The organism is Afifella sp. IM 167 (assembly GCF_020144925.1).
Lineage (GTDB): Bacteria > Pseudomonadota > Alphaproteobacteria > Rhizobiales > Afifellaceae > Afifella.
The window spans coordinates 1-24,932 of sequence record NZ_NSLC01000016.1 but is presented as its reverse complement, the minus strand read 5'-3'; the positions used below and the strand labels follow the sequence as shown (position 1 = coordinate 24,932).

Annotated in this window: 17 protein-coding genes and 1 tRNA gene; 5 read left to right on the top strand and 13 right to left on the bottom strand. The window is 61.1% G+C overall.

Annotated features, from left to right (window positions below):
* The 4 genes from CLD20_RS19805 to CLD20_RS19790 all read right to left on the bottom strand — a co-directional run.
* A partial coding sequence (locus tag CLD20_RS19805) for a hypothetical protein (RefSeq protein ID WP_224408406.1) occupies nt 1–188 on the bottom strand: 188 nt, incomplete at its 3' end.
* Between the two features lie 443 nt (nt 189–631).
* Nucleotides 632–1,267: an AtpZ/AtpI family protein gene (locus CLD20_RS19800; RefSeq protein WP_224408405.1), complete on the bottom strand. Its 636-nt coding sequence runs from the start codon at nt 1,265–1,267 to the stop codon at nt 632–634.
* 104 nt (nt 1,268–1,371) lie between these two features.
* Nucleotides 1,372–2,970: a phosphotransferase gene (locus CLD20_RS19795; RefSeq protein WP_224408404.1), complete on the bottom strand. Its 1,599-nt coding sequence runs from the start codon at nt 2,968–2,970 to the stop codon at nt 1,372–1,374.
* A 3-nt stretch (nt 2,971–2,973) separates the two neighbouring features.
* Entirely contained in the window at nt 2,974–5,154 is a 2,181-nt protein-coding gene (locus CLD20_RS19790; protein ID WP_224408403.1) for a hypothetical protein, read from the bottom strand.
* 562 nt (nt 5,155–5,716) lie between these two features.
* On the opposite strand from CLD20_RS19790, the gene CLD20_RS19785 reads away from it, so the two are divergent.
* The 3 genes from CLD20_RS19785 (at nt 5,717) to CLD20_RS19775 (ending at nt 13,147) form a co-directional block, all read left to right on the top strand.
* Complete coding sequence (locus tag CLD20_RS19785; protein WP_224408402.1) at nt 5,717–10,195, top strand: hypothetical protein; 4,479 nt, start codon at nt 5,717–5,719, stop codon at nt 10,193–10,195.
* Between the two features lie 169 nt (nt 10,196–10,364).
* Nucleotides 10,365–11,414, top strand: a complete 1,050-nt coding sequence (locus tag CLD20_RS19780; RefSeq protein WP_224408401.1) for an SIR2 family protein — start codon at nt 10,365–10,367, stop codon at nt 11,412–11,414.
* Nucleotides 11,411–13,147, top strand: coding sequence for an ATP-binding protein (locus CLD20_RS19775; protein ID WP_224408400.1), 1,737 nt, complete (start codon nt 11,411–11,413; stop codon nt 13,145–13,147). The genes CLD20_RS19780 and CLD20_RS19775 overlap by 4 nt, the downstream gene beginning before the upstream one ends.
* A 332-nt stretch (nt 13,148–13,479) precedes the next feature.
* Here the strand turns inward: CLD20_RS19775 and CLD20_RS19770 are convergent, their stop codons facing one another.
* The 7 genes from CLD20_RS19770 to CLD20_RS19740 form a co-directional block, all read right to left on the bottom strand.
* Entirely contained in the window at nt 13,480–13,815 is a 336-nt protein-coding gene (locus CLD20_RS19770; RefSeq protein ID WP_224408399.1) for a hypothetical protein, read from the bottom strand.
* Nucleotides 13,816–14,129: 314 nt separating this feature from the next.
* Complete coding sequence (locus CLD20_RS19765) at nt 14,130–15,818, bottom strand: AAA family ATPase (RefSeq protein ID WP_224408398.1); 1,689 nt, start codon at nt 15,816–15,818, stop codon at nt 14,130–14,132.
* Nucleotides 15,815–16,147, bottom strand: coding sequence for a DUF6634 family protein (locus CLD20_RS19760; RefSeq protein WP_224408397.1), 333 nt, complete (start codon nt 16,145–16,147; stop codon nt 15,815–15,817). The genes CLD20_RS19765 and CLD20_RS19760 overlap by 4 nt, the downstream gene beginning before the upstream one ends.
* Before the next feature lie 107 nt (nt 16,148–16,254).
* A complete protein-coding gene (locus tag CLD20_RS19755) occupies nt 16,255–17,403 on the bottom strand; it encodes a hypothetical protein (protein ID WP_224408396.1) in 1,149 nt (382 codons plus the stop codon).
* Between the two features lie 536 nt (nt 17,404–17,939).
* Nucleotides 17,940–19,613 carry a DUF6538 domain-containing protein gene (locus CLD20_RS19750; RefSeq protein WP_224408395.1) on the bottom strand — a complete coding sequence of 558 codons (1,674 nt, stop codon included), beginning with the start codon at nt 19,611–19,613 and terminating at the stop codon, nt 17,940–17,942.
* Between the two features lie 18 nt (nt 19,614–19,631).
* Nucleotides 19,632–19,707, bottom strand: a tRNA-Glu gene (locus CLD20_RS19745).
* 661 nt (nt 19,708–20,368) lie between these two features.
* Complete coding sequence (locus CLD20_RS19740; protein ID WP_224408394.1) at nt 20,369–20,797, bottom strand: hypothetical protein; 429 nt, start codon at nt 20,795–20,797, stop codon at nt 20,369–20,371.
* On the opposite strand from CLD20_RS19740, the gene CLD20_RS19735 reads away from it, so the two are divergent.
* Complete coding sequence (locus CLD20_RS19735; protein ID WP_224408393.1) at nt 20,796–21,785, top strand: RluA family pseudouridine synthase; 990 nt, start codon at nt 20,796–20,798, stop codon at nt 21,783–21,785. The genes CLD20_RS19740 and CLD20_RS19735 overlap by 2 nt on opposite strands.
* A 164-nt stretch (nt 21,786–21,949) precedes the next feature.
* Nucleotides 21,950–22,864, top strand: a complete 915-nt coding sequence (gene rpoH, locus CLD20_RS19730; RefSeq protein ID WP_224408392.1) for an RNA polymerase sigma factor RpoH — start codon at nt 21,950–21,952, stop codon at nt 22,862–22,864.
* A 78-nt stretch (nt 22,865–22,942) separates the two neighbouring features.
* On the opposite strand, the gene CLD20_RS19725 is transcribed toward rpoH, so the two are convergent.
* Together CLD20_RS19725 and CLD20_RS19720 are read right to left on the bottom strand one after the other, a co-directional pair.
* Nucleotides 22,943–23,890, bottom strand: coding sequence for a DMT family transporter (locus CLD20_RS19725; protein ID WP_224408391.1), 948 nt, complete (start codon nt 23,888–23,890; stop codon nt 22,943–22,945).
* Between the two features lie 10 nt (nt 23,891–23,900).
* A complete protein-coding gene (locus CLD20_RS19720; protein WP_224408390.1) occupies nt 23,901–24,845 on the bottom strand; it encodes a DMT family transporter in 945 nt (314 codons plus the stop codon).
* Nucleotides 24,846–24,932: the final 87 nt, after the last annotated feature.

Sequence of the window (24,932 nt, the reverse complement as noted above, 5' to 3'; positions counted from 1 at the left end):
CACTCTCGAGGGCAGACCGCGATGGCGCACAGCGCGCCATCGCGGTCGCGCGCAGAAAACCCGCGCGTGCACGAATAGAGGAGGAAGAAAACGGACAAGCCCAGACGGATGGCCGTAAGCCGGATCATCCGGCGAACGACGCGCGGAGGTTGCCGCGGGTGGATGATCCGCAAGGGCAGAAGCGCCACGCCACGCACAGCGGCGAGCGAGCCGCTAGATCAGCGCCTTAGAGAAAGGGGATCTCGGACGAAAGTTTCGACGGCGGCGGCGACCGAATGCCCGGGTGCACAGCCGTGCCGCAAACACGCAGACCCATCCGGCGTCGGCGCAAACGTCAGCGGCTTAGGCGGTGGTACTCCCTAGGGGACTCGAACCCCTGGAGCTCATAAGCCATTGATAGGAGGCCGGATTTTTCGTAATTTTGGGCCGCCTGTGATCGTGGATGTATACAGAATTTCGCCGGGCTCGGCAAGATCGCGGGTGCCCGGAAATGATTTCAACCGCAATGACTACATGTTCTTGACTCTGCTCCGAAGCGGTAAACCGTTGCCCCAGCAAACGCATCACCGAGGCACGGCCGCCCCGAGTTGCTACCTCCTGAGTACAACAAATTACGCCCCGCAAACGGACCCTAGGCTCTCCGCTCCAGAACATCGCGCAGCAGTCTATGCATAGACGCCATAGCGACTGCATACTCCGGCTTCTCCCCCGATAAAAGGAACTCTGAAATATACGGCACGTCCCGAATACGTAGCCTACGCTCGTTTGTCTCCAACTTTCCCTCGAACTCCCGCAACACCTGACGGATAAACTCGTCAATTCCCTTGAGCTCAGAACTAAAGTTTAGCCCGCAGTATGCCCGACCATCACGCGTCGGCTCCCGCCGAAGATCCTCAACCATCAATTGAGCATCGCAAAGATCCTCAACAAGGCGCCAAACGCGCGCATTGAAAACCAATAGGTCCCCATCCGCGCTGCTATTCAATATCAAGAGCCGCCTCGCCCGCTGAAGTGCATGGAACGCTCGAAGAGTCTTCTGACGGTACTCTTCCAGCCGTAGTGTATCCCTCTCGGCCGCAACATCTGCACCTTTTACGCTGCGATAAACCAACACCACACCACCGACGAGGCCCGTAATCAGAAATAATTTAAACACCTCTAGTGTTGCATCACCCAAATCGTCATTATCGAGCCACCTATACAAAACCGCACAAACAACTACGCTTAACCCCGCCAAGGAAACCCCGAGAACGACATCCCTCTTCATCTCATTCTTCCATTTCATTTCGGGCTACGACGAACACTTCAGGTAATACAACCCGACTCGAACGGCTCGGACGCATTACGGCCGATGGGCAATAAGGAAGCGCCTCATGTCTTAATCCTGGACATACCAGACACAATCTGACAGAGGAGGCGCGTATATTGTTTGGGGCTAAGTTCTGTAATTCGAAGAAGTCGCAGAGAAAAAACCGTCGCCCCATAAAGGTAGTTACTCATCGGTTCATCCGGAAAATTGCGCATCGCAGCCTGGCGCACCCGTAATATCAATCGATACATCTCAGGAAGATCCGGCTTGTCCCCAATTCGCTCTTGCAACACGTCCGCTGAAGAGATTACCCCTTCGCACTCGATGCATGTTTTACCATCATCCGGCGCATCGGAATAATACAACCGTATACTGCTTTCAAATGTGACAAAATCACGAAAAACGTGTTTTCTCCCAGTCGACTGGAAGTCGATGAACGTAAGCTCAGTTCCCGAAATCATAATATTATTACTATTAAGATCTCCATGGCAGATGGTTTCGATAAACGCACCACGTCCAACCGCAAATAGTTCGGTGCTCGGCTCCTTGATCGTTACGCCTAGTTCCCGGAAGTGGACTATCCCGCTGTCACTCGTATCCGCACCTAAGTACCTCTGGGCGTGGCGGCGGAACTGGCTCCCACATTCAGCAAGCGATTTGGTCGTAAAATATTCCTTTGAGTAATGAGCCGATATCTGCGTACTACCACTTTCCGTACACAGCCGCTTGGAGTACCATGTCTGATAACTAGGCGAGAAAATCTGATCGACGACTTGAATGACCGCTTTCGAATCGCTCTTCAAAAGCGCGTCCGTCACGCTATTAAAACTGTGCCCTGCGCTATGCACGAACGAATAACAGACTGCGGACCAACCTTTTACGCGCCCGTCACCCAGTAGGTCGACCCTCCAGCGATAGGGAAGAATCCACTTAACATATTTCTTATAGTTCGCGGCCTCAACCAATGCTTGGTCATCCCGAGAGATTTTGAGCACAGCGGGAACCGTCCGGAGGCCGCTTTTGGGGCACTCGATATCCATTCGGAAGACGTAGCTTCCACTAAAGCCACTAGTGATCGGCGACAGCCTGACCGAGGTGGGATGAAGGGCCATGTCGAACTCGCCAGGCGCATACACCACCTGTGCGACAAGCGAGTTCAAGGCGCGATCATCAGCCCCATTCTTGAAGTCGTCGCCTTTAAGGTTTGTTAGGTCCGATTCAGGCGCGACAAACACGTCCACATCCTGATTCATACAGCCTAGAAATTGCTCCGTTACGACGCGGTCGGTCTCCTTCTCCGCCCGATTTAACATGTTCTTGTCGACATACATATCAAAGGACGGATACAGGACCGACGTATCCCGATAGGATATTTCTTGCCGAGAATTTCCTATAACTACCAAGTCTGGAAACTCTTCCTTAAGTCGTTGAATCCAGAGCAGCCCACGCTTCGGCCCCACGGAATATATATCAGATATAACAACGTGAATACGTTCAATGCCACCGCGAGATCTGATAAGTTTCTGCGCGGGTCCCTGCCCGTCCGCGTGAGTCGCATGCATATTGTAACCGCAAAGCGAAAAAAGACGTTTATATTTTTCCACCTGATCTTCAAACAACTTACATTTATCTTCGATAATGACGACATTCAGTTTTCGCATCGTCTATCCATTCATCGGTATGGAAAACTCGATAACAACGGGAGCACCGCCCGGATCTTCGTCCACCGTGACAAATCCACCCACGGACCGAACGAGAAGCCCGAGTATGTAGGCACCGTAATGCCGCGTAGACCCACTCTCGTGCGTCTTCAGGATCGGCTTAAGACACATGGTTTCTAAAACGCCGGGCGCAAAATACCCGAAGGTCTTAAACCGAATTCGAAGTATGGTTTCGGCTTCATCTGCATTTCGATAGCGTGCTGTGTTCGAAACGATGATTTTATCTCTCCGTATGTCAGAGTGATCCTCCACGTTCTTTATGAGATTCCGTATTATAACCGTTACGGTATCATAGACCGAATCGGGAAGTCGCGGCCTACCAACGATATTGAACTCGACGATATCTAAAACGTCAGAGACAATATCCTCTGACTCCTTGCTATAAAAAGAGCGTACCCATTGCTCAAACCACGGACGCAGGCTAGACAGCTCGCCTTGTTCGATCGGAATTACACCGGAATTATCGCGAAGAAATAAGTCGCGAAGTATAATCTTTTGTTCCGAATTGAATATATCTGTATCCAGGTAGTTCTCTAGCTCATGTAACGGATCCGCGAAACGGGTTAGAGCGCGATACCAATTCATGTCGAACGACTGAAAAAACTGGCGATATAGATGTTCAAGGGAGTCGCGATACGAAAGGAGAAATTCGATGTCCTGGTCGAATCCATTCCGCACTGGACTTTCGAGATTCATCGTACCAATCACAGTCGTGCCAAAACGAAACGGAAGGCATATTTCTGACCTAGATGTTTGTCGTACTCGAAGCGACTTTTCTAAGCCATAATTCTTGTATCGAGACGGGATAGAGGTGTTTAAATTTCGGATATAAGTGAACTCATCCCGTTCATTGCCGACAAGAAATGTAAAGGCATTGACACTTGTGCGGAAGGCGGACAGAGGTATATGTTTTCGCTGGTCATCGTCTAGCGAGTCATATGCCTCCGCGGCTAAAGTGTTATCTCCCGCAATTAATTCAAGGCTATTACGAGCAGAATTATAGAGGCGAACAGTGAGTGAATGGCAGCGCAATACAGAGAAAAGGTCATCAAGTCGCGCTCTCAATGCTTCATCGAACAACTCGTGGATCCGAGTTTTTGTCAGATCCTCCCTGAGGGCAGCATCGCTGCCGCTTCTCTTTGCAAGAAGTTGTATTTTTTTCTTCTGACGGTATGAGTCGGAGAATGCTGAAGAGAATGCAGCTATTGAGTGCACGTCTCGGTTTTTCAGCTCTGCGTCTGGAAGGAATACGTAAAAATAGCGTTCTCCCTTGCGCTCCCCGCCTATCGATATTGGTTGAATAATCGCTCGCGTAGTTACAATACCGACAGCGGCTGTTATATTGCTGGCATAGATGTATTCTAGTTCTGCAATGCGTAGACATAGCTCCGAGAAAACATTCTCAATAAAGCCGATCTCTATGCGCTCGTCGTGTGAATAGGTGTGAAGATTCGCTTCAGCGAAGTGACCCTGTATCCGGGCGAGCGCTGCGCTCTCGATTGATTGCCTGTGTCCGTCATATACGTTGTCGGACTGCAAATGGACGTTCCAAGCGGTGAGTACTCCCTCACTTGACAGTCGGATCAGAAGAGCCCGCGCGCGAAGCTGCTGCGAAATCGCCGCTCCAGACGCACCGAGTACTGACACAAATTCCTCTTGCGTCAATCCGTGCACGATGCTTGAGATCCGCTGAGCGATACGAACGTTTTGGCTCAATATTAAGTTAGTCGCATTGGCGCTTCTGCGGCTGATGAGAGATACGCAGTCTAGGAGGGTACGAAACGCCTTCCGCTTCCGCGAAGTCGCAGGGCTCTTTATTACAAAGTGCTCGCTGAATAAGGCTTGGGGATCGTTTCTCAGATGCGCCACGTCCCCATCAAATCCCGCCTTCTTCTGGAGAGACGAGGAGGGCGCGAAGGTGATCGTACCATCTTCCCCGCTCTGATAAAAAGACAGGGAAGGGTTGACACGATTTCCGTGCACCCATAGCCCCAGAATCTCGCAGTTGGCGAACTCAACTGCTTGCACGCACGATTTGATATCCTCCTTTGTCAGGAGCCCGTCGGTGCGGACCGAACTGCGGACTTTATCGTGCAGTTTTGCGATCTGATTCGCGAAGGTCAAATCTCCCAAGTCTATCGGCGAGAGGGGATTCCGTGTTGCCGGCGGAAGCATAAATTGTAATCATATGAGTTCTTCCGGACTACAGTCAAGCGTGCCCCTTCGAGCAAGTCGTCGCGCTCGTCAGCAGGCGCTCAGCGGTCGCTGGTTCCCGGCGTCAGCAGAGCATCTCCGCCTCAGCCTCTTTGTTGAGGTTGAAGTAGGTGAGGTCCGTCTTCTTCGGTGCTTCGATGCTAAGAATGGACGGTAAAAATGACAAGTGGTCGATTGGTCCTAGCGCTAGTGCTCCCGTAGTACTTCTTTTGCACTTCGAATGGGCTCTCCTGCCGTGAGGCATTCGGTAGCGGGTTTGCAGCCGGTGTGGGAAAGCCCGCCGTTTCCGCAGAGGACGGAACGTCACGGAAATCATTTCCGCCGAGCTGCCTTAGGGGCTCCACAATGGGAAGAAGACAAGACGGCCGTGAGGGGAACGGCGCCTCATACTAGCCGAGAGGAAAAGCGGCCGCTTGAGGAATCGAATGAGACCTGACGATAATCTGCCATCCGTCACTTCGCTGGTTTTGTCTTGGCTCGCCCCGATTATATGATGCATTTCACTGAACTTCACCGCCACTTCGTTCGCGTCGATACCGACAAGGAAGAGAGCCTTAGTATCGGCCTGCATTTCGGGCGCAAGACGGGCAGATGGCTCGATTGGGACGCGCTTCTTGAATTTCAGCGTGTCGTTCTCCTGGCCGAGGCGGATAGTGGAAAGACCTCGGAATTTCGGGCTCAGGCTCGCCGTCTGACGGAGCGAGGCAAAGCGGCGTTCTTCGCTCGTATCGAGGATCTCCCCGAAGGTCTGAGCATAGCCCTCGAAGGCGACACCGCCCCCGAACGCTTCGACACCTGGAAGGAGGATGGCGAAGAGTTGGGATGGTTCTTTCTGGATTCAGTCGACGAAGCGCGGCTCACGCAGGTCCGATTCGACAAGGCTCTAAGAAGGTTCAGGAGAGAAACCGGTCCGCATCTCGAGCGAGTGAACGTCTTCGTCTCCTGCCGGGTGAGCGACTGGAAAGGTCGATCGGACCGAGATCAGATCAATGAAATCCTTCCTGCCAAGATGAGGGCCGTGCGGGACCGAGGCGAGGATGAGCAAAAGGATCCGCTGCTAGATCCGGTCTTCAAGGAGCGAAACGCTACGTATCCTCGTGTCTCTGGCTCGAAGGAGCAAGACACACACGAATTGCTGACCGTCCGTCTGGTACCTCTCGATAATGCCCAGCGGAAGGAATTGGCGCGATACGAAGGTGTCGAGGATCCGGACGCGTTCATCGGAGCAATCCAGCGAAGCGGCCTGGCATCGTTATCAGATCGGCCCGGAGACATCATAGCCCTCGCCGGCTACTGGAAAGATCATGGGCGACGGTTTGCCAGCTTGTCCGAGATGACCGAGTATTCGGTCACTGTGAAGCTCGCTGAAGAGAACGAGGAGCGGGCGGACAGCGGCGAGTTGAGCCCGGAGGAGGCGTTCCGAGGCGCTGAGCGGATAGCGACCGCGCTCACTTTTGGCAAATCATTGAGCCTCCGCAGTGGGGACGTGGACCCGGCCTTTGCCTCCGGTGCTATCGACGTGAGGGACGTACTCCCGGATTGGACGCCCGCCAAACGTGCCACACTTTTGCGCCGAGGGCTCTTCGCACCGGCCACCTATGGCCGTGTCCGTTTTCATCACCGCGGGACACAGGAATATCTCACCGCACGCTGGCTGAAGAGGATGATCGATGCAGGGTGCCCTGCGTCTGAGATTCGTCGGCTTCTCTTCGCGGAACCTTACGGTGTGGAGACCGTCCTCCCGTCGCTTCGGGCAGCCGCTGCATGGCTCGTCCAATTCGATCCTTCCTTCGCCCACGACATCGTCCGGCGTGAGCCTCTAGTGCTTATCCAGGAGGGCGATCCGGGGTCACTCGCGCTTTCCCTTAGGGTGAGCATCATTGAGGCCTTCGCCACCCGCCATGCGAGAGGCGAGATCGGAAACGACAGGGTTGAGCATTTACAGATGGCGCTCTTTGCTGACCCTTCGCTCGGATCTGCGATCAGATGTGCCTGGGACAAGAATGACCGCACGTCGTTCCGGCAAGACCTCTTGGAGTTGATTGAAGCAGGATCGATCGAAGACTGCATAGACTTGGCGCGTTCGGCAGCTCTAGACGAAACTTCAGACGAGGTTTCGCGGATTTTTGCTATCCGAGCCTTGTTCTCCTGCTCCGACCAAACTGGGTTGGCGGAGGCTGCTGAATGGCTGAAGAGGGCGCCCGCGCCTGGAGAGCAACTCGCCTGCAACTGGGCGTTCGAGCTGTTTCCGGCACATCTGGCTGTCGCAGAACTCATAGGAGTCATGCGGCGTTCGCAGCCAACGCAGAGCTACACGAGCGGGTTCGGCTATCTTTTGACAGAATTCTGGGCGCGCTGCCCCGATGACCTGACACGTGTCCATCTGTGCGAGGGTCTCGGGACACTCTGTCTAGAACGGCCTTTCAAACATGACCATGAGCGAATCTCAAAGCATTCGGCCAAGCTGACTCATCGTGTGCACAAGCTCGCGCGGCTCGCAGTTGAGCGACTTCGGCACAGGGCAGATGCTCACCGTCTTGTTCCTCTCCTGATGGCCTGCGAACGTATCATCGAACGAGACTCGTTTGATGACGAGGAAGCACAAACGGCCGTCCCCCTTCCCGCGCTCGTTTCACAAGTGCCGGGCCTCAAGCAAGCGCTCTTCTGGGCCGACGTCCACGAAGTTCGGAGGAATGAAGCAAAGATCGAAGCGATAAGAGTGCGGGATATTCTTCTCGCCGGGGAACCAATTTGGGAACTGGATCAGGCGGACCGGATATGGCTAGAAGATGCGGTTCGGGAACGAGACCTCGAAGCTGATCGACGGATCGCGCTGCATGCGATCGTCATGCTGATGTGGAAGGAGCGGCTGGAAAGCAGCGGACCAGCGGAATTCTCGGAAGAGCAAAAAGCCGATCTCCGACATTTGGTGGAGATCGGGAAGGGTGGGACAGACCTCCTTGCCGATCTCGAAACGTACCTTTCTCCAAGTCCCTCAAGAACCGAGAAGACGGATTGGGAAATCCGCTCTGAAGCACGGCGAGAAAAGCAGCGACGGAAGGAAGCCACCGCAAAGGAAGGGTGGCGAACGCTCCGTGACCGGCTGAACGCGAACCCGTCGATTCTGACGAACGCGGACGAACTCGTCGGCTGGGGGCGATCCGCTCAGGATATGTGGTGTCTTACGAAATGGCTTGAGAGCAGAAGCAACTCGGTCGCTCTGAGCGCGGCACTCGAATGGCGTCTCCTCGAAGAAGGCTTTGGTCGTGTCGTCGCCGAAGCCTATCGCGACGGCATCTCAATGCTTTGGCGCCTCATCGATCCTGTGGCGCCTGTGTATGGTGCGGGCGGACACGTCACCACCAATAGGCCATCCGTCCTCGCCTTCGCCGGTATTAGCGTTGCGGCTCAGGAAGACCCTGAATGGGCGGCAAAGCTTTCAGAGCCCGAAGTCGGCCAAGTTCTGAAACACCTTCAGCGAACGGACGGCGGCTACCCAGTATGGTTCGAGCAATTCGCCGCTGCTCGCCCAGAGAAGGCGCTCCCGGTGTTCCAGGCGATGGTCACGGCGGAATGGTCGACTACAAACAGGATCGGATGGCCGGTCTTTTGGACATATGGGGCGAGCGACGGGATCATACCCGCTTCATTCACGACGATCCTTCTCGATGTCATGCTGTCGGAGCAGCCAGGTACCCACGATGTTGCCAAGCTAGGGATCGGCATCATCTCGAAGGGCGGTCTCAATGCCGAAACCCTTAATCGTCTCCGATCCGTAGCTATCCATCGCTTCAATGCTGCTTGCGGCGAAGGAGACCTCGAATGGGCGCTGCATCATCTCGCCTTCCTGCTGCAGGTCGCGCCCGACGACGGTATCGAGACACTCCTCGGGTGGCTTGACGCAGAGGGCAGAGAACCGTTCGAACAGGGCGATCCGCCACAGGCCGTCATGGTTCCAATTGGCAAAGAAGAGGCAGGGCGGAAACGTTGTCTCACGAAGGCGGAACGAATCCTTGGGAGCTTGTTCTCCCAGCACTCCGATCGGTTTTATTGCCAGAAAGCGCTGAAGGAAGGCCCAGTCGCTAGTCTTTCTGCTCTCGTTCATACCGCCTACCGCTTCGTTCGCCGCGACGACGACGTCGTGCACCAAGGAGGGTATTCGCCCGACGCAAGAGACAATGCCGAGGAGGCCCGGGGAGCGGTCCTGACGGCGTTGACAAATAGGAAGTCCAGTGAGGCCTACGCGGCTGTACGCGGCCTCATCGACGATCCGAACATGGGGCTGTCCACAAAGCGCCTTGCTGAGATCGCCCATAGTATGGCGGAACGAGATGCTGAGCGCCCCCCTTGGAAGGCGGAGGATGTTCTCTTTCTCGAGCGAACTAAGGCAGCTCCCGGTAAGACTGGACCCGAGCTCTATGCCATCGTTTGTGGTGCGCTTGCGGAAATAGCGTCGGATCTTCGGGGTGAGCGATCTGACGCCTTTCCGAGGAAGATGGTGGCTTCTGCAAGTCACGAGGAAGAGGTCCAAAAATGGCTGGTACATGAACTCAAGCGACACGCCAAGAACCGCTATTATGCATACCGTGAGGCCGAAATCGCCAAAGGCGACAAGCCTGACATAATTACATCCTCAACCTCTGCTTCGCTCGAGGTTGCAGTCGAAGTGAAGCATGCAAACAAGGGCTGGTCGATTACAGAGCTTGAGGTTGCGCTGACCGACCAGTTGGCGCGGCGCTACCTGAAACCTGATAATCGTCGACACGGTGTGCTGGTGATTTCGCTCCACCAGGCAAGGACTTGGCGTGACCGCGCAACGAATGCGTCCGTGACGTTCGAGGAATTGATCGGGCGGCTGAATGCGCTGGCGAGCACGCTGACTGAGAATGACAATGGACCGATCACGGTCTCGGTTATCGGTCTGGATGCAACGGAAGAGCGGCTTGCCTAGGTCGGTAGCAGCGCCCAAGAACACGAGAGCGAGCCAGGAACGACACAGGTCGGGTCAGGCGCGGTCGTGGCCGATAGCCCCCTCTACGGCAAGGATGGACGTAGCGCGGAGATAATTTCGGCGCTACCGACGGCGTGTCGGTTCGCCTAGATCTATGGGAGGGTCAGACATGGCGGCCAAGAGTGCGGCCGAAACCGCGCAGGAATTTGCCCAGGGCGCGCTGAGCGCAACCCCGGTGATCATTCTCGGGAGCGGTGCATCGGCGGCCCACGGCGTGCCAGGCATGGGCGCGCTAGCAACGCATCTGACGGGCGCCACGCCGCCCGCGGCGTGGACGGCGGAGGAGAACAAGGAGTGGGCCGCCTTCCTGTCCTATCTCAAGACCGGAACCGATCTCGAAAGCGCATTGCAGGCGGTCCGTCCGACCGAGCGGCAAACGCATTTCATCGCCAGCGGTACACGAGAATTCCTACTGCCCTCTGATCTGGCCGTGCTGTCGGCGCTGCTGGCGGACCGGCACCATCTCCCCCTATCGAGGCTCTATAGGCACCTCTTCGACAGCACCCACACCACCATCCACGTTGTCACGCCCAATTACGATCGCCTCGCCGAGTATGCCGCCGACGCCGCGGACGTCAGCACCTTCACAGGGTTCAATTACGGCTATCTCCAATCGCGCGCGCGAGATCCTAAGACGCGGATCACGATCAGGGGGCGCGAGACGCGCACGGTCGCAGTCTGGAAGGTTCATGGCTCGCTCGACTGGTTCCAGAACGCCGCCCAGCAGATCATCGGGATACGCAGCGCGCTTGCCGTCCCGCCCAACTATGCGCCGCTCATGATCACGCCCGGAATCGAGAAGTATCGGCTGACCCACGGCGAGCCCTTCCGGACGATCCTTGCGTGCAGCGACAATGCGCTAGAGAATGCCCGTGCCTATTTTTGCGTGGGCTATGGCTTCAATGACGAGCATGTCCAAACGAAGCTGATCGAACGCTGCGATCGCGATTCCACACCGCTCGTCGTGATCACCAAGGAGCTGACGCCGTCTGCCAAGGCTTTTCTGACAGGTGGGCGGTGTCGACGCTATCTCGCCATTGAAGACGGCCCGGCCGGCGCGCGAGCCTACATGCACGACGCGCCAGCGGGCTTTGTTCTCGACCAGCAGCTCTGGCGGCTCGACCAATTCCTCAATCATGTAACAGGGACAGCGGCATGAGCATCCTCGATTTCGCCGACGAAGAAGCTCTCGGGCGCGTCCAATCGGTCGACACGGCCACGGTTATCGTTCGTGTCGACGACGTTGAGGCGCTGCGCGCCCTCCAGGTCAACCGGCTGGTCGCGCTCCAAAGCAGTCTCGCCGGCCACAAGCTGATTGGCGTCATTCACAAGATCACCCGCACGGCGCTCGAAGAGGCCAAGGTGGCCGAGGTGGAACGGGGCGAGGAAGCCCATCCCGAAGTCAATCTGGTCCGGATCACGCTGATCGGCACTTTGCTGGATCGCGATGGGGGCCGCGCGAACATCTTCCGCCGCACCCTCGAAACCGTGCCGGAGATCGATGCCTACTGCTTCGCTCTCGAAGGCGAGAGGTTGACCCGCTTCATGGGCGTGATCTCGGAAGTGACCGGAGGCGCTCAGCGTCTTTCGCTCGGCGCTTATACGCTCGATCCCAACGCCGAAGCCTACGTCAACGGCAACAAGCTCTTCCAGCGCCATGCACTCGTCGTCGGCAGCACGGGTTCCGGCAAATCCTGGACGACCGCCCGGCTGCTCGAACAGGTCGCCGAGCTGGAGAGCGCCAATGCGATCGTCTTCGATATGCACGGCGAATATGCGTCGATGGCGGGCGACGGCTTCGTGCATCTCCGCGTCGCGGGGCCGGGCGACATAGAGGCGGGCAGAGGTCTCGACGACGGTGTGCTTCATCTGCCCTACTGGCTGATGAGCTACGAGGCGCTGGTCTCGATGTTCGTCGATCGCAGCGACCAGAACGCACCCAATCAGGCGATGGTCATGTCTCGCGCCATCGTCGAGGCCAAGACCGGTTTCCTGAAGGCTGGCGGGCATACCGAGGTTCTCGCCAACTTCACGATCGACAGTCCTGTGCCCTTCGCGTTCGCATCCGTCCTCGCCGAGCTAGAGCGGCTTAACACCGAGATGGTGCCTGGCACCCGAGCTGAAAAGCAGGGCGATTTCCACGGGAAGCTCAGCCGCCTGATCCAACGTCTCGAAGGCAAGCGCACCGATCGCCGGCTCGGTTTCCTCTTTCCGGCGCCTGGCCTCGCCGACAGCTACGAGTGGCTCGATAAAGTTGTCATGCTGTTGCTCGGCGGTCGGGCCGCAAAGAGCGGCCAGGGCGGCGTGAAAGTTATTGATTTCTCCGAGGTGCCGTCGGACATCCTGCCGCTGATCGTAGGTATGGTCGCGCGCATGGCGTTCCACGTCCAGCAGTGGAGTGCCCAAGGCGCCCGGCATCCGGTCGCGCTGTTCTGCGACGAAGCGCATCTTTACATTCCGCGGGACGCGACATCGGGGGCGGCGGAGAATGCGATTGCGACCTTCGAGCGCATTGCCAAGGAAGGCCGCAAATATGCCGTCGGTCTGGTGGTGATCAGCCAGCGCCCGGCGGAGGTGAACCGCACCGTCGTCAGCCAATGTAACAACCTGATTGCCATGCGCCTGACCAACGGCGATGATCAGACCGTCGTGCGTCGCTTGCTGCCGGACAGCTTGGGAGGGTTCGGCGACTTGCTGCCAGTGCTCGATACCGGCGAGGCGCTGGTAGTCGGCGACGCCATCTTGCTGCCGACGCGCATCCGCATCGCAAAGCCGGTCAATGAACCGCTCAGCGGGACGATCGAGTTCTGGGACCGCTGGGCCGATGCCGCGGCCGCTGCGGCGCTGGACAAGGCGGTCGAGAGTTGGCGTCGACAAACGCTCATAAAGTGATTTGAGTTGCAGCTATCGCTGCATTCAGATCTGTGCGGTTCGAGGAACCTGCCAGTGGCGTCGCCCGCAGAGGTTCTTCCGAGCACTGGTCATGCAATGGATCGGCAACACCGTCGGAAACGGTCCGGTAAGCCCCCCGTCCCCAAGTGTCTCGACTTCGGCAGCTTATCCGGCCTCGTCATCTGGTCCCGGTCCGGCCGGTCTGCCTGGATAACGGAAAGCGGTCCGCGAGACGGACCCGAAGTCTACCTCCGTGTCGGCAATCCAGGTAACGCCGTTTCCTCATGAATCAAAAATCTCGGTAACGTCGTTTCAGGTAGTAATGGGGGGAATCATGGCTGTTCGTCATCGGGAATCCCGTAGATGACACGCCGAAGATGGGGTTTGGCGCGGAAGTCCCAGCCGTCCTCGTAGCGAGCTACGATGTCGTCGAAACGGCGCCTTGCGCCTTCCTCGGAGAACTCCTGCTCTACCAGACGTTCGATCACCATCTTTCGGAGGCCCGCGAGCTGCTTCTCCTGGCCGGACTCGAGGGCGCCGGTGATCGCCCAATGCAGGACAATGCGGGCGACGTCATCGCGCGAGGGAATTCTCTCCGCCTTCTGCCGGGCGCGGTAGGCGCGCTGCTTTTCCTTCTGCTCCGGGCGGCGTGGCTTCGGCTTTCTCATGGCGCCAGCTTAGGTGGCGTGGCGGTCTCGTGCGACCCGAGCCGGTGACGCATGGGGGAAGAGATCGCCTGCATCTGCCGGGAGAAGTGATGCTCGGCGGTCCTCTTAGGATATCCTTGCTGCTGGCGTCACAGGCCCTCTCCGGCGAGTTCGTCATCTTCGAACAGGCGACGACCGCGCACGACAGGAGGCAGGCGACCGGGAAGAGAAGCTGCGTCGTGTGGTGCCTCGCCGGTCGTCACGGTCCTTTCTGCTTCCGGCCGGTGGGACCCCGGCTCTGCCGCAGGGAAGCGCTCCCGGTGGGACAACATCGGTCACTGCACCTCCTCTTCCGCCCGCCATCTGTCGCGCGCTGTCAGGAGCCGCTCCACCAGCCGCCGCAGAAGGCGGACGGAGCCGCCGGGCCATGCGGCGCGAAGCGCCGCCAGCTCCTCACCATCGAGTGGGATCGCCCATCGCCGGTCCAGTCCGCGCTCGACGATGATCTCTGCCATGAGCCGGTCGGCCAATGGAACGAGGTGCTCCGGTCCCGGCTCCGGGAAACGAAAGACTCTGAACCGATCCCTCAGCGGCGCCGGAAGGCTTTGGAGTTCATTCGCGGTGGCGATCCACACGACATTAGAGAGGTCTACCGGGGCCTGAATGTACGGGTCGTGCCAGTGCGCTGCCGACAGCGGTTCGAGCATCGGCAAAAGCGCGTCGAGAGCGTTCCCGTTGTGACGACCGGTGCCCACTTTCTCGATCTCGTCGAGAATGATGCTTGGAGAGGCGTGCCGGAAACGCCGGATGAGGCTGACCGGGAGCGAAGGCTCCGCCGACATCCATCTCCTTGCCGTCCCGCCGAGTGCCGCGTCGCCGACACCGCCGCATGAATAGGTTTCGTGCGGAAGCGAGAGGGCGTCGCAGAGCCGCTCGGCAAACCTTGTTTTCCCGGCACCCGGCTCGCCGACCAGAAGGATGGGCCGAAGCCTGACGATGTCCAAGGGCACGAGCTCGGAAAGGATCGCGGAAATAATTTCCGCGGCATGCGGAAACTCGTCCCTCAGAGCTTTTGAGACGGTCGCCAGATTCGGTCGTCGGGCAAGCCGCAGCCGCTTGTTCAGGAGCCGGGAGAACTCTCGCACCACCCGCTGCGAAGTCTCGACGTTACCAACGGCGCGGAAGACGACGAGGCCCGGATCTCCCGGTCGGAGGTCGCCAGCTCCGGCCTCGCCAGTATCGGGCGGCGATGACATGCCGACCCTGTCCGGCTCATAGACCCTTTTGAAGTACTCTTCGACGCGCCGGTAGAGGCGCCTTTCCCGCTCATTGAGAATGCGCTCCAAGAGATCGAGGCCGAGGTCGGTCGCGTCGTTCCGGAAACTCGAGCGCGGCCGGGAAGGCTGCCGGGCAAGCCGGTCGGCGGAAAGCGGCTCGTAACGCCCGGCATGAAGCAGCCAGCCGACGGCGGCGACCGCGTAGTCCAGCGCCTGATCCTGCGGCGTCTTTCGGTCATGCGCGCGCGAGATCGCCTCTCCGGCAATCCGCCATGGCGTGTGCCGGTCGCCGACGCAGGCGCGATAGTAGTCGAGCCGCATCGCCGCCTCTGACGCGTTGACCCGCTTCAGCTTCCCTGCACGCCGGAAAGCCTCCGAGGCTTCCTTGAGATCGTCGAGACTCGCGGAGACGGTCAGGATCGTCAGGTGCTTGCGCAGCGCCTGATGGTTCCCGCGATCGTCTTCCGGGATGAGCGGGTAGACGCGCTCCGCCCATGTCTGCACATCCGCCGAGATGTCGTTGCCGAAGAAGGGCATTCCGAGAATGAGCTCGGCGAGGTCGGGCAGATGCCGCCTTTCCTTCGCGGCCTTCTCGCGCCGGAACCACCTTCGCTCTCGCCGCTCCCGTCCTTCCGGATCCGGATCCGGCCAGACCGGGGAAGGCGGGTCGTCGTCGTCACCATCAGGACCCCGATGCCTCGCCAGATCAGCAAGGGCACTCTTTTTCTCTTTCTTGTCGTCGCTCATGAGCCCGTCTCCGTCTCGTCGGCGGGCAAGCCCAGCCGGTAGTACCTGGAGAGGGTTCGCACGAATCCGTGCCCTGGTGCGGCGACCCAGATAGCCGAAGTGAGGACTTCGCGCGTGCCGAGGAGCGGATGGCCGAAGACGTGACCGATGAGCGCCGTGCCGGGGATGGTGACGAAGGCCCACCGGTCGATGAGCGGTGCATCGACGAGGTCCTGCGGTGTCGGAATCCGGCCCTCATGTAGCGCGCGGAGGTCTGCGACGAGGCCCTCCGCACGCTCAAGGTCGCGACCGAGCGGCGTGGTGAATCCGTGTGGTTCGAGAATGTGCATGGCAGTCTCTTTCAAAAGGGGAGACGAGTTGTTCCTGCCGGACCGGCACAGCCGGTCCGGGTCGGTTCTTCTTTTGTGGAGCGGTGTGGAGCTGTGGGGACGGAGCCTTACTCGACGACTTCGAGGGAGCGCCACGGGTGGATCGGGCGCCACACATTGCTCGGCACATGCGATCCGGCGAGCACCCTGGCGGCGATGGACTTCGACCAGAACGCCACCGCAGAGGTGAGCCGCTGCCGGTCTTCCACTCCGGGGATCGGGGTCAGGACGCCGCGCTTCTCCAGGATCGCCCGGCGCACCCGCACGCTGCTCTCCTCATTGCCGCTCTCGCCGAGAACGCGGACCTCCGAGCCGGGCAACACGATGAAGAGGTTGTCGCACTCAAGCCCGCGCGCGAAGAGGTCTGCATAGGCGAGCTCCATCATCGGCTTCTTCGCCTGTTCCGGCGAGACGAGGGTGGGATCGACAGCTTCCGCATCGACGATGCCAAGCGCCGGATGACGGAGTGAGGGCTCCAGCAGCGGACAGCCGAGATCCCAAAGGAGCGGACGCTCCTGATCCAAGAGAGGCTCCGCAATGGCCGCGAAGACCGGGGGGAGCTCCGCCGCCTCGGGAGCTGCACCGACGAGTTTTGCCCGGCCGGAAGCGGCGATGAGGGCGGCGTACTTCGCCTGCCGGTGACGGGCCAGGTCCTTGGAGTTGAGGCCGCTCTTGGAGGTGACGACGAAGACCATTTCGACGAAAGCCTTGTCCTTGTCACAGCGATGCCGGGCCAGGCGCTTCATGACGTTGGAGGTCTCGCCGACATAGGCGAGCGTTTCCCCGTCTTCGCGGCCGACCAGGATGTAGGTCACTGCCTCACCCGTTTTGATGCCGAATTCGCGCAGCGCTTCGAACTTGCGGAACGGCACGCCGAAAGCGCGGGCGGTGCCGACCAGGTTCTCTGCAGAGCGCGCCGAAAGCGGACCGGACATCGCGTCCAGCCTGCGGATCACGCTGAGGCTGCTGAGGTCGGCGGCACAGAACGACATCGGCGCCAAATCTTCGGCGCTGAGGTTGAGGACCCCGCCTGCCGGTTCGTTCCCGGCTTCCGGCATCGCCTCGGCGTCGGTGCCGGTGGGAGCGGCGTCCGGCTGGGCTTCGGCAGCGCCGTTCGAGGCCGGTGCTGCTTCGGCCTCGGGATAGATGGCCGATTCCTCGGCGAGATCGTTGGGGGCTGCGGTTTCGGTGGCGGCGGTGGAAATGATTTCCGACATGGGTGTCTTCCTTAGATGTGGTTCTGGCGTGGAGACGACCGGAGAGAGCGGTCAGCGAACGGCTGGCGCCGCCGGAGGCCCGGGGGATTGGACAAGCGCGCACGGCCGGATAGAGGGATGGCGCCCGCAGCGGATCACTCAGAACACGCGCAGCCGCCGCCGTTTCCGGCCGCAGAGGTGGCCAGGTGGAAGGTTTCTGCAATGTCCGGAAGAATCCGCCGGGCGTCAGCCGTCGGCGAGCCGCTCTTCCCAATCGTCAGATCAGATGGAGAGGTCGATCAGGTGCGACGGTGCGCTGCACTGGGCGACACCGAAGGCGGTCCAGACAAGAGGACAAGAGACAAAGGGATTTCGAGAAAAGCCCGGTTCGGGCTACGAAGGCGATCAGCCATTGCAAGCACACTCCTGCTTGTGTGGTCAGGCCGCCGGTCGCTGTTGGCGCAGCGCCGGTGGCCGCTTCATGCCCTCGTCATCGAGAGCACGAGAACATATACCAGCTCCGATTTTGTACGTGAGCTCAGCACGTTAGTACATGGTTAACGGCCACCTGGCGCCGCTTTCTTTGCGCGGGATGGCCGTCGCTTCCGCGCCAGTCGGCGCGGTTTCGGTTCTTCGTCCGCGTCCTGGACCTGCCCTCGATACGGCGAGAGATCGAGGCCTTCCAGAAGCGGCAGGGTCGCGAGCCGCTCCACTTCCTTCCGGCGCAGGCTCTGCCAGCCATAGTGATCGTCGATGCCGCTCAGTGCGTGGCCGACCTGCAAATTCTCCATGCGCTTGTCGGTGCCGAGGGGGCGTCCCTCCTCGCGCAGCCAGGCTTTGGTGGTGTGACGAAGACTGTGGAAGACGCCCGCCTGCGGCAGGTGGATGCCGACCTCCTTCATCTGCCGCAGCATGCGCTTGGAAGCGGTATGAGCTGGCCATTTGGCGCGGTGAAGGAGATCGAAGATGAAGCCGTCGCGCCGACGTGCCCATTCCACAAAGCCAAGCTCATCGAGCGTCTTGTGAAGCGCGAAGACGCGCCGCCCGGCCTGCGTCTTGATCTGGCGCTCGACCGGATCGCCATTGTCGCTGGTCAGATCGGTGCGAAGATCGACCGTCCAATGCTCGCCGACACGCCGAAAATCCTGACCTTGCAGATAGACAAGTTCGGCGAGCCTCGCGCCGGTGAGCAAACCCAGAAGAGGCAGCCAACGATCGTCCGGCCGGGGGCAAGCAGCGGCAGCCGCGAGCCATAGGTTCAGATGCTCGACCTCGATGCCCTCACGCCGCGTCGGCCGACGCAGCGTTCTCGGCAGTGTCAGTTGAGCCTTCTCCAAGGGGCGGACGCTCTCGTGGTCGATCCGGGCCGTCCTCCAGAGCGTGCGCACCGCCGCGACATATTCATTGACAGTCGTGGTCGTGAGGAAAGGCAGTGGTTGTTGCAGACCGCTATTGGCCTCCGCGACCTGACGCAGGGGCAATCCCGCGAAGCGACGGCTCTTCGCCCAGTCGCGCGGAAGCCTGCCGACGACGGCGACGAAGTCTTGAAGGTCGGCGGAGCGGTACTCGTTGAGAGGCCGGTCGCCGACGATGTCGCCGAAGGCGCGCAGCGCGAGCTCGCGGCGCGCCACGAAGGAGCTCTTCGGCCCCAGCGCCTCACGCTTGCCCTTCAGGAACTCCGCCGCGGCCTCGCTGAAGAGCGGAACCGAAGGCTCCGATGGTTCCTCGTCGGGGGCGGCATCGGCGCTCTCCTCCTTGGCCGGTGAAGCCGCGGCTGCGCTGAGATCGACGACCGCCTTTTCCTTGAGCGCGAGGGCAGCCTCCTTCTCCTGAAGGCGCTGCTCCAGCTCTTTCAGTTTCGCTTCGTATTCCTGAAGGCTCTGGAATCTTTCGGCGGGCGCTTCGGCAAGCTCGCCGAGGGCGGAGGCGAAGTCTGAGCGGAGGGAGGTGTCGAAGCTTTTCTCGTCGTCGCCAACCATCTCACGTGCCTGCCGCAAACGCGTGAACCAGATTTCGGCCTGCCCGGCCAGAAGGCGCGCGCGGCGCTGCGCCTCCCGCTTGGGCAGGAAGCCGAGGGAGGTGCGCAGGGGAGTATGGCCCAAAATCGTTACCAGATCGGCCGGGATGCGGATCTGGAAGGTGGAGCCGGTGCCGCGGGTCAGAACATGCATCGAACGCCTGTGTACGAAGCTGTGTACGAAACAGGCGGACCGGGCCGAATTCCGGTTCAACATCAACGACTTAGGCGATGGTACTCCCTAGGGGAATCGAACCCCTGTTTCCGCCGTGAGAGGGCGGCGTCCTGGACCGCTAGACGAAGGGAGCGGCGGCAGCGGATATAGCGACAGGCTCACGCCGACGCAAGGCGCTTGGCGGCAAAGTTTTTCCCCGCTCTCGGGCGGCAGCGCCGCACCCTCCGGCAGCGGTGAGGGGCGATGGGAAGGAGCCGGGAGGCGGGCAAAGAAATAAAGCGCCGAAAGCCGAAGCGGCCGAACGGACAAGATGCCGGGAGGACAGGTCGGCCAAAAGGACAAGGGCCAGAGACTTGCGCCTCTGGCCCCTATCGGCAGATTGCCCGAAGGCAGGCTGCCTGATCCGCCGCCGTTCGTTCCTTCCGCAAGGGCGTGCCCGTTCGGAAGAAGCGCCAGTTCGGCGAATGTCGTGCCCGCTCGAACCTCTGGTCGGTTCTTTCCCCGCCCGTGAAGGCCGGGTCATCGCCGGCCGGTGGTCCTGCCTGGCTCCAGAAGGATCTTCCGAGGAACATCCCCCTGCGACGTGTGAAGGATGCGCCCGGAATGCCCGGCGCGCAAACCGGCCCGGTTGAGAAAAGTGAATTGTGGGGATGGTGTGCGAGGCGGCAGGACCCGCCCCGGTCGGCAAGCCGTTTCGCCGTCTTTCAATTCGCCTGCGTCAAGCCGGATTCGCTGCCATCAGGCGCAATCTGTGCACCGGGTGCACCGGCGGGCGCGGGGCGGTCGAGGATCCCTCAGGGAACGCGCACGAGGCTGAGGCGATGGACGACCTTGCCGCTCGCAGCCTCCACGACGACCAGCTCCTCCTGGCCCTGCGGACCCTTGAGCTGCAGGAGGATACGGCCGCCGTCGAGCGCGCTGGAAAGGATCTGCGTTCCTTCCGGCAGGGCAAGGCCCGCCGAGGTGGTGCGCGCATTGCCCGCGATCGGCGGGGCAACCGCACTCGTCGGCGCAGGTGCGGCGGGCGAGCCGAACAGGCCGAGCTTGTAGACAATCGCCCCGAACACGGCGACAAAGCCGAGAATCATCGTGCCGAACGAGACGATGAGGAGCCGCACGAGCCGCCGGCGCACCTTCTCGGCCGCGGGATCGAGCGGCGCGTCGTCGTCGCCGGCCGCGGGCACGGCCTCAGGGCGGATATCGCTGGAACGATTGGGCTTCATGGCGCTCGAAGACAGGCTGTTGGACTACACCGTGGATCACGGCGAGACGGGGCTCCGCCTCGACGCCTTTCTGGCCGGGCGGGACCCGAAAACCTCGCGCAGCCGTTTCAAGGCGCTGATCAAGGAAGGTCATGTCCGCGTGGGCGGGCGGAAACTAGACGAGCCGAACTACCGGGTCAAACCTGGCGAGCGGATCGAGACGGCGCTTCCCGAACCGGCGGAAGCGGAGCCGGCCGCCGAGGATATCCCCCTCAATACCGTCTATGAGGACGCCGACCTCATCGTCGTCGACAAGGCGGCCGGCATGGTCGTCCATCCCGCCCCGGGGGCCTGGTCGGGAACGCTCGTCAACGCCCTTCTCTTCCATTGCGCCGGCAGCCTCTCCGGCATCGGCGGGGTGAAGCGTCCGGGCATCGTCCACCGGCTCGACAAGGAGACGAGCGGCCTCCTCGTCGTCGCCAAGAACGACGCCGCCCATCAGGCGCTGGCCGAGCAATTCGCCGATCACGGGCGCGAGGGCCCGCTGGAGCGCGAATACGCCGCCCTCGTCTGGAACGTGCCGCAGCTTCCCGCCGGAAGCGTCGACGCGCCGCTCGACCGGGATCCGAAAAACCGCGAAAAGCGCGCCGTCCGGCCGGCCGGGCGCGCCGCCATCACCCATTGGAAGGTGGAGGAAAGACTCGCCGGCGGCCGCGTCAGCCTCCTCGCCTGCCGGCTGGAAACCGGCCGCACGCACCAGATCCGCGTCCATATGGCCCATATCGGCCATCCGCTCCTCGGCGACCGGCTTTACGGATCGGCCTTTCGCACCAAGGCGGCCCTCCTGGCGCCGGAGGCCGCCGAAGCGCTCGAAGGGCTCGGCCGCCAGGCCCTGCATGCCCGGCTTCTCGCCTTCGCCCACCCCGCCAGCGGGGCGACGATGCGTTTTGAGAGCCCCCTGCCGAAGGAGATGGAGACGCTGCTTCAGGCGCTCCGCAAGGTCGGATAGCCGCATCCCGGCCCGGGCGGGCGGGCTTTGCGCCGGGCGCGGTGTGATAAATATCACATCTTCTTCAGAACCTTTTGTGCTTCTGCTACGTTTCCCTTTGTTGCGTCGGCGTGCTCACCCATCTGCGCCTTGATCGCGACCCATTCGTTTCACAGGCAGTCATCATGGCCTCAGGCAATATTCCGATCGTCTCAACCGCCGAAGGCGGGCTCTCGCGCTATCTCGACGAGATTCGCCGCTTCCCGATGCTGGAGCCGCAGGAGGAGTACATTCTTGCCAAGCGCTTCCAGGAGCACGACGACCGCGACGCCGCCCACCGGCTGGTGACCAGCCATCTGCGCCTCGTGGCCAAGATCGCCATGGGCTACCGCGGCTACGGCCTGCCGATCGGCGAGGTCATCTCGGAAGGCAATGTCGGCCTGATGCAGGCCGTCAAGCGCTTCGACCCGGAGAAGGGTTTCCGGCTGGCCACCTACGCCATGTGGTGGATCCGCGCCGCGATCCAGGAATACATCCTTCGCTCCTGGTCGCTGGTGAAGATGGGCACCACCGCCAACCAGAAGCGGCTCTTCTTCAACCTCCGCAAGGCCAAGAGCCAGATCTCCGCGCTGGAGGAGGGCGAATTGCGCCCCGAGCATGTGGCCGCGATCGCCAAGCGCCTCAACGTCAGCGAGGAGGAGGTCATCTCGATGAACCGCCGCCTCTCCGGCGACGCCTCGCTCAACGCCCCGATCCGCGCCAATGAGGGCGAGGGCGGCGAATGGCAGGACTGGCTTTCCGACGACGAAAGCGAGAGCCAGGAAACGGCGCTCATCGAGCAGGACGAGATGGCGCAGCGCCGCGAGATGCTGAAAGAGGCGATCGAGGTGCTGGACGAGCGCGAACGGCGCATCTTCGAGGCGCGCCGCCTGTCGGAGGATCCGCTGACGCTGGAGGAGCTTTCCGGCGAGTTCAGCGTCTCGCGCGAGCGCGTGCGTCAGCTCGAGGTCCGCGCCTTCGAGAAGGTTCAGAAGGCGATGGTCCGTGCTGCCAAGGAGCGCGACCGCGGAGCGCAGCAAAAGCTCCTCGCCGACGCCTGAGGCTTTTTAGGTTTCGCAGAAGGCGGCCCCGGCCGCCTTGGACGCTCCGAGGCGGCCAAGTGCCGCCTCACCCTTTCCTCAACCCCGCCTCAACCAGGCAAGCACCCTTCCATCCATCACCACGAGCCCGGCGCCGATCAGCGCCATGCCGGCGAATTCCGCCCCGCTCAGCCGCTCGCCGAGCACGAGCGCGGCGAGAGCGATGGCGCTCACCGGCACCAGCAGCGTTACCAGGATGACGTTGGTGCCGCCGGCCCGCGCCAGGATGCGGAAGTAGAGGACGTAGGCGAGCGCGGTGGAAAAGAGCGCGAAGGCGAGCGTCGCGGAAATCGCCGCAAGGCTCGGCATCGCCGCAGCGAAAGGCGCCTCTGCCAGAAGGGCGAACGGCGCGATCAGAAGCGTCGAGGCCGTCAGCTGCAGCGCCGAGGTAACGACCGGATCGACCGCGCGGAAGCCTTTCCCGACCACCGCCGCAAAGGCGTAGGAGGTGGTGGCCGCGAGCATGGCGAGCGTCGCCAGAAGCTCGCCCGAGACCCCCCGCAGCGCCGCCGGGCCGATCATCGCGGCAACGCCGAAGAACCCCAGCACCACGCCCGCCAGCCGGCGGGGCGTCATCTTCTCGTCTTGGGTCAAAAAATGCGCCACGATGAGCGCGAAGATCGGCGTCGTGGCGTTGAGGATGGAGGCAGCGCCTGCACCCACGCGCACCACCGCGAAGATGATCAGCGAGAACGGGATGGCGTTGTTGAGCGCGCCCATCAGCAACGCCCTTGCCCAGATGCGAAGCGAGGTCGGATAGCGCCGCCCCGTGGCGAGGATGACGGCGTGCAGCGCGACGGCCGCGATCCCGACCCGCGCCAGCACCAGCGTGAAGACCGGGATCTCCTCGCCGGCGATGCGCATGAAGAGAAACGACGCGCCCCACAGGAGCGACAGGACGAGGAGCAGCACCCAGCTCTCAAGGTCGAGGCTGGGCGCCGCCGGCATGACAGGGCCGGGGCGCGATGCGAGGCTTTCGGTTTTCATGCCATCGTCGCTACGACGACATGCCGGGAGGCTCCACCCGATTCCTGACGCGCTGGCGCCGGCTCGCCAGGAACACGCCCCCCAGGATGCAGGCCGCGCCGACGGCATGCGCCACCGTGAAGCGCTCGCCGAGCAGCGTCACCGACAGGATGACGCCGAAGAGCGGCACGAAATGGAAGAACGGTCCGGCGCGGTTGGGACCGACGAGGTCGACGCCGCGGTTGAAGCAGATATAGGCGAGCACGGAGGGAAAGACGACGACGTAGAAGAGCGCCGCCGCGCTCGAAAAGCTCATCTCGATCCGCGCGCCCTGCGCCAGCTCGAAGATCGAGGCAGGCAGCAGCATCACCGCACCCCAGGTGACCGTCACCGCAAGGAAGCTCAGCCAGTGCAGCGGCGGCCGGCGCTTCAGGAGCGCCGAATAGATGCCGTAGACGATCACGGCGAGAAGCATCATCGCATCGCCCGGATTGAGCTTCAGATGCATCAGCACGTGCCAGTCGCCGCCCGAGACGATGATCGCGACGCCGATGAAGGAGACGATGATGCCGGCGAACTGGCCCCCGGTCAGCCGCTCGCGGAACACCACGAAGACGACGAGGGCGATGGTGAGCGGCATCGCCGCCTGCAGAAGGACGACGTTGAGCGCCGTCGTATAGGCGAGCGCCGTATAGAGCAGCGTGTTGAAGATGGTGATGCCGCACAGCGACATCAGCGTCAGCGCGCCGAAATGCCGGCGGATCACCGGCCAGTCTTCCTTCAGCGCCGAGCGGGCGAAAGGAAGGATCAGCATCGCCGCCCCGGTCCAGCGCAGCTGGGCGAGGAGGATCGGCGGGAACGTCTCCACCACCGCCCGCCCGACGACGGCATTGCCCGCCCAGAAGAGCGAGGTCAGCGTCAACAGGAGATAGGGCCGGTTGAAGAGCCAGCGGAAAGGGGCGGCGAGCGAAGCCATCGGCACCGCCTGTACCTCTCGCGCCCCGCATTGTCACGCGCCGGCGACACGCCATAAAGATGGTCCGGCCCGCCCCCTTTCCAAACC

Coding starts and splice junctions, on each gene's coding strand:
- CLD20_RS19800 (WP_224408405.1), bottom strand. CDS start 1,267: ATGAAGAGGGATGTCGTTCTCGGGGTTTCCTTGGCGGGGTTAAGCGTA.
- CLD20_RS19795 (WP_224408404.1), bottom strand. CDS start 2,970: ATGCGAAAACTGAATGTCGTCATTATCGAAGATAAATGTAAGTTGTTT.
- CLD20_RS19780 (WP_224408401.1), top strand. CDS start 10,365: ATGGCGGCCAAGAGTGCGGCCGAAACCGCGCAGGAATTTGCCCAGGGC.
- CLD20_RS19775 (WP_224408400.1), top strand. CDS start 11,411: ATGAGCATCCTCGATTTCGCCGACGAAGAAGCTCTCGGGCGCGTCCAA.
- CLD20_RS19770 (WP_224408399.1), bottom strand. CDS start 13,815: ATGAGAAAGCCGAAGCCACGCCGCCCGGAGCAGAAGGAAAAGCAGCGC.
- CLD20_RS19765 (WP_224408398.1), bottom strand. CDS start 15,818: ATGAGCGACGACAAGAAAGAGAAAAAGAGTGCCCTTGCTGATCTGGCG.
- CLD20_RS19760 (WP_224408397.1), bottom strand. CDS start 16,147: ATGCACATTCTCGAACCACACGGATTCACCACGCCGCTCGGTCGCGAC.
- CLD20_RS19755 (WP_224408396.1), bottom strand. CDS start 17,403: ATGTCGGAAATCATTTCCACCGCCGCCACCGAAACCGCAGCCCCCAAC.
- CLD20_RS19735 (WP_224408393.1), top strand. CDS start 20,796: ATGGCGCTCGAAGACAGGCTGTTGGACTACACCGTGGATCACGGCGAG.
- CLD20_RS19740 (WP_224408394.1), bottom strand. CDS start 20,797: ATGAAGCCCAATCGTTCCAGCGATATCCGCCCTGAGGCCGTGCCCGCG.
- rpoH (WP_224408392.1), top strand. CDS start 21,950: ATGGCCTCAGGCAATATTCCGATCGTCTCAACCGCCGAAGGCGGGCTC.
- CLD20_RS19725 (WP_224408391.1), bottom strand. CDS start 23,890: ATGAAAACCGAAAGCCTCGCATCGCGCCCCGGCCCTGTCATGCCGGCG.
- CLD20_RS19720 (WP_224408390.1), bottom strand. CDS start 24,845: ATGGCTTCGCTCGCCGCCCCTTTCCGCTGGCTCTTCAACCGGCCCTAT.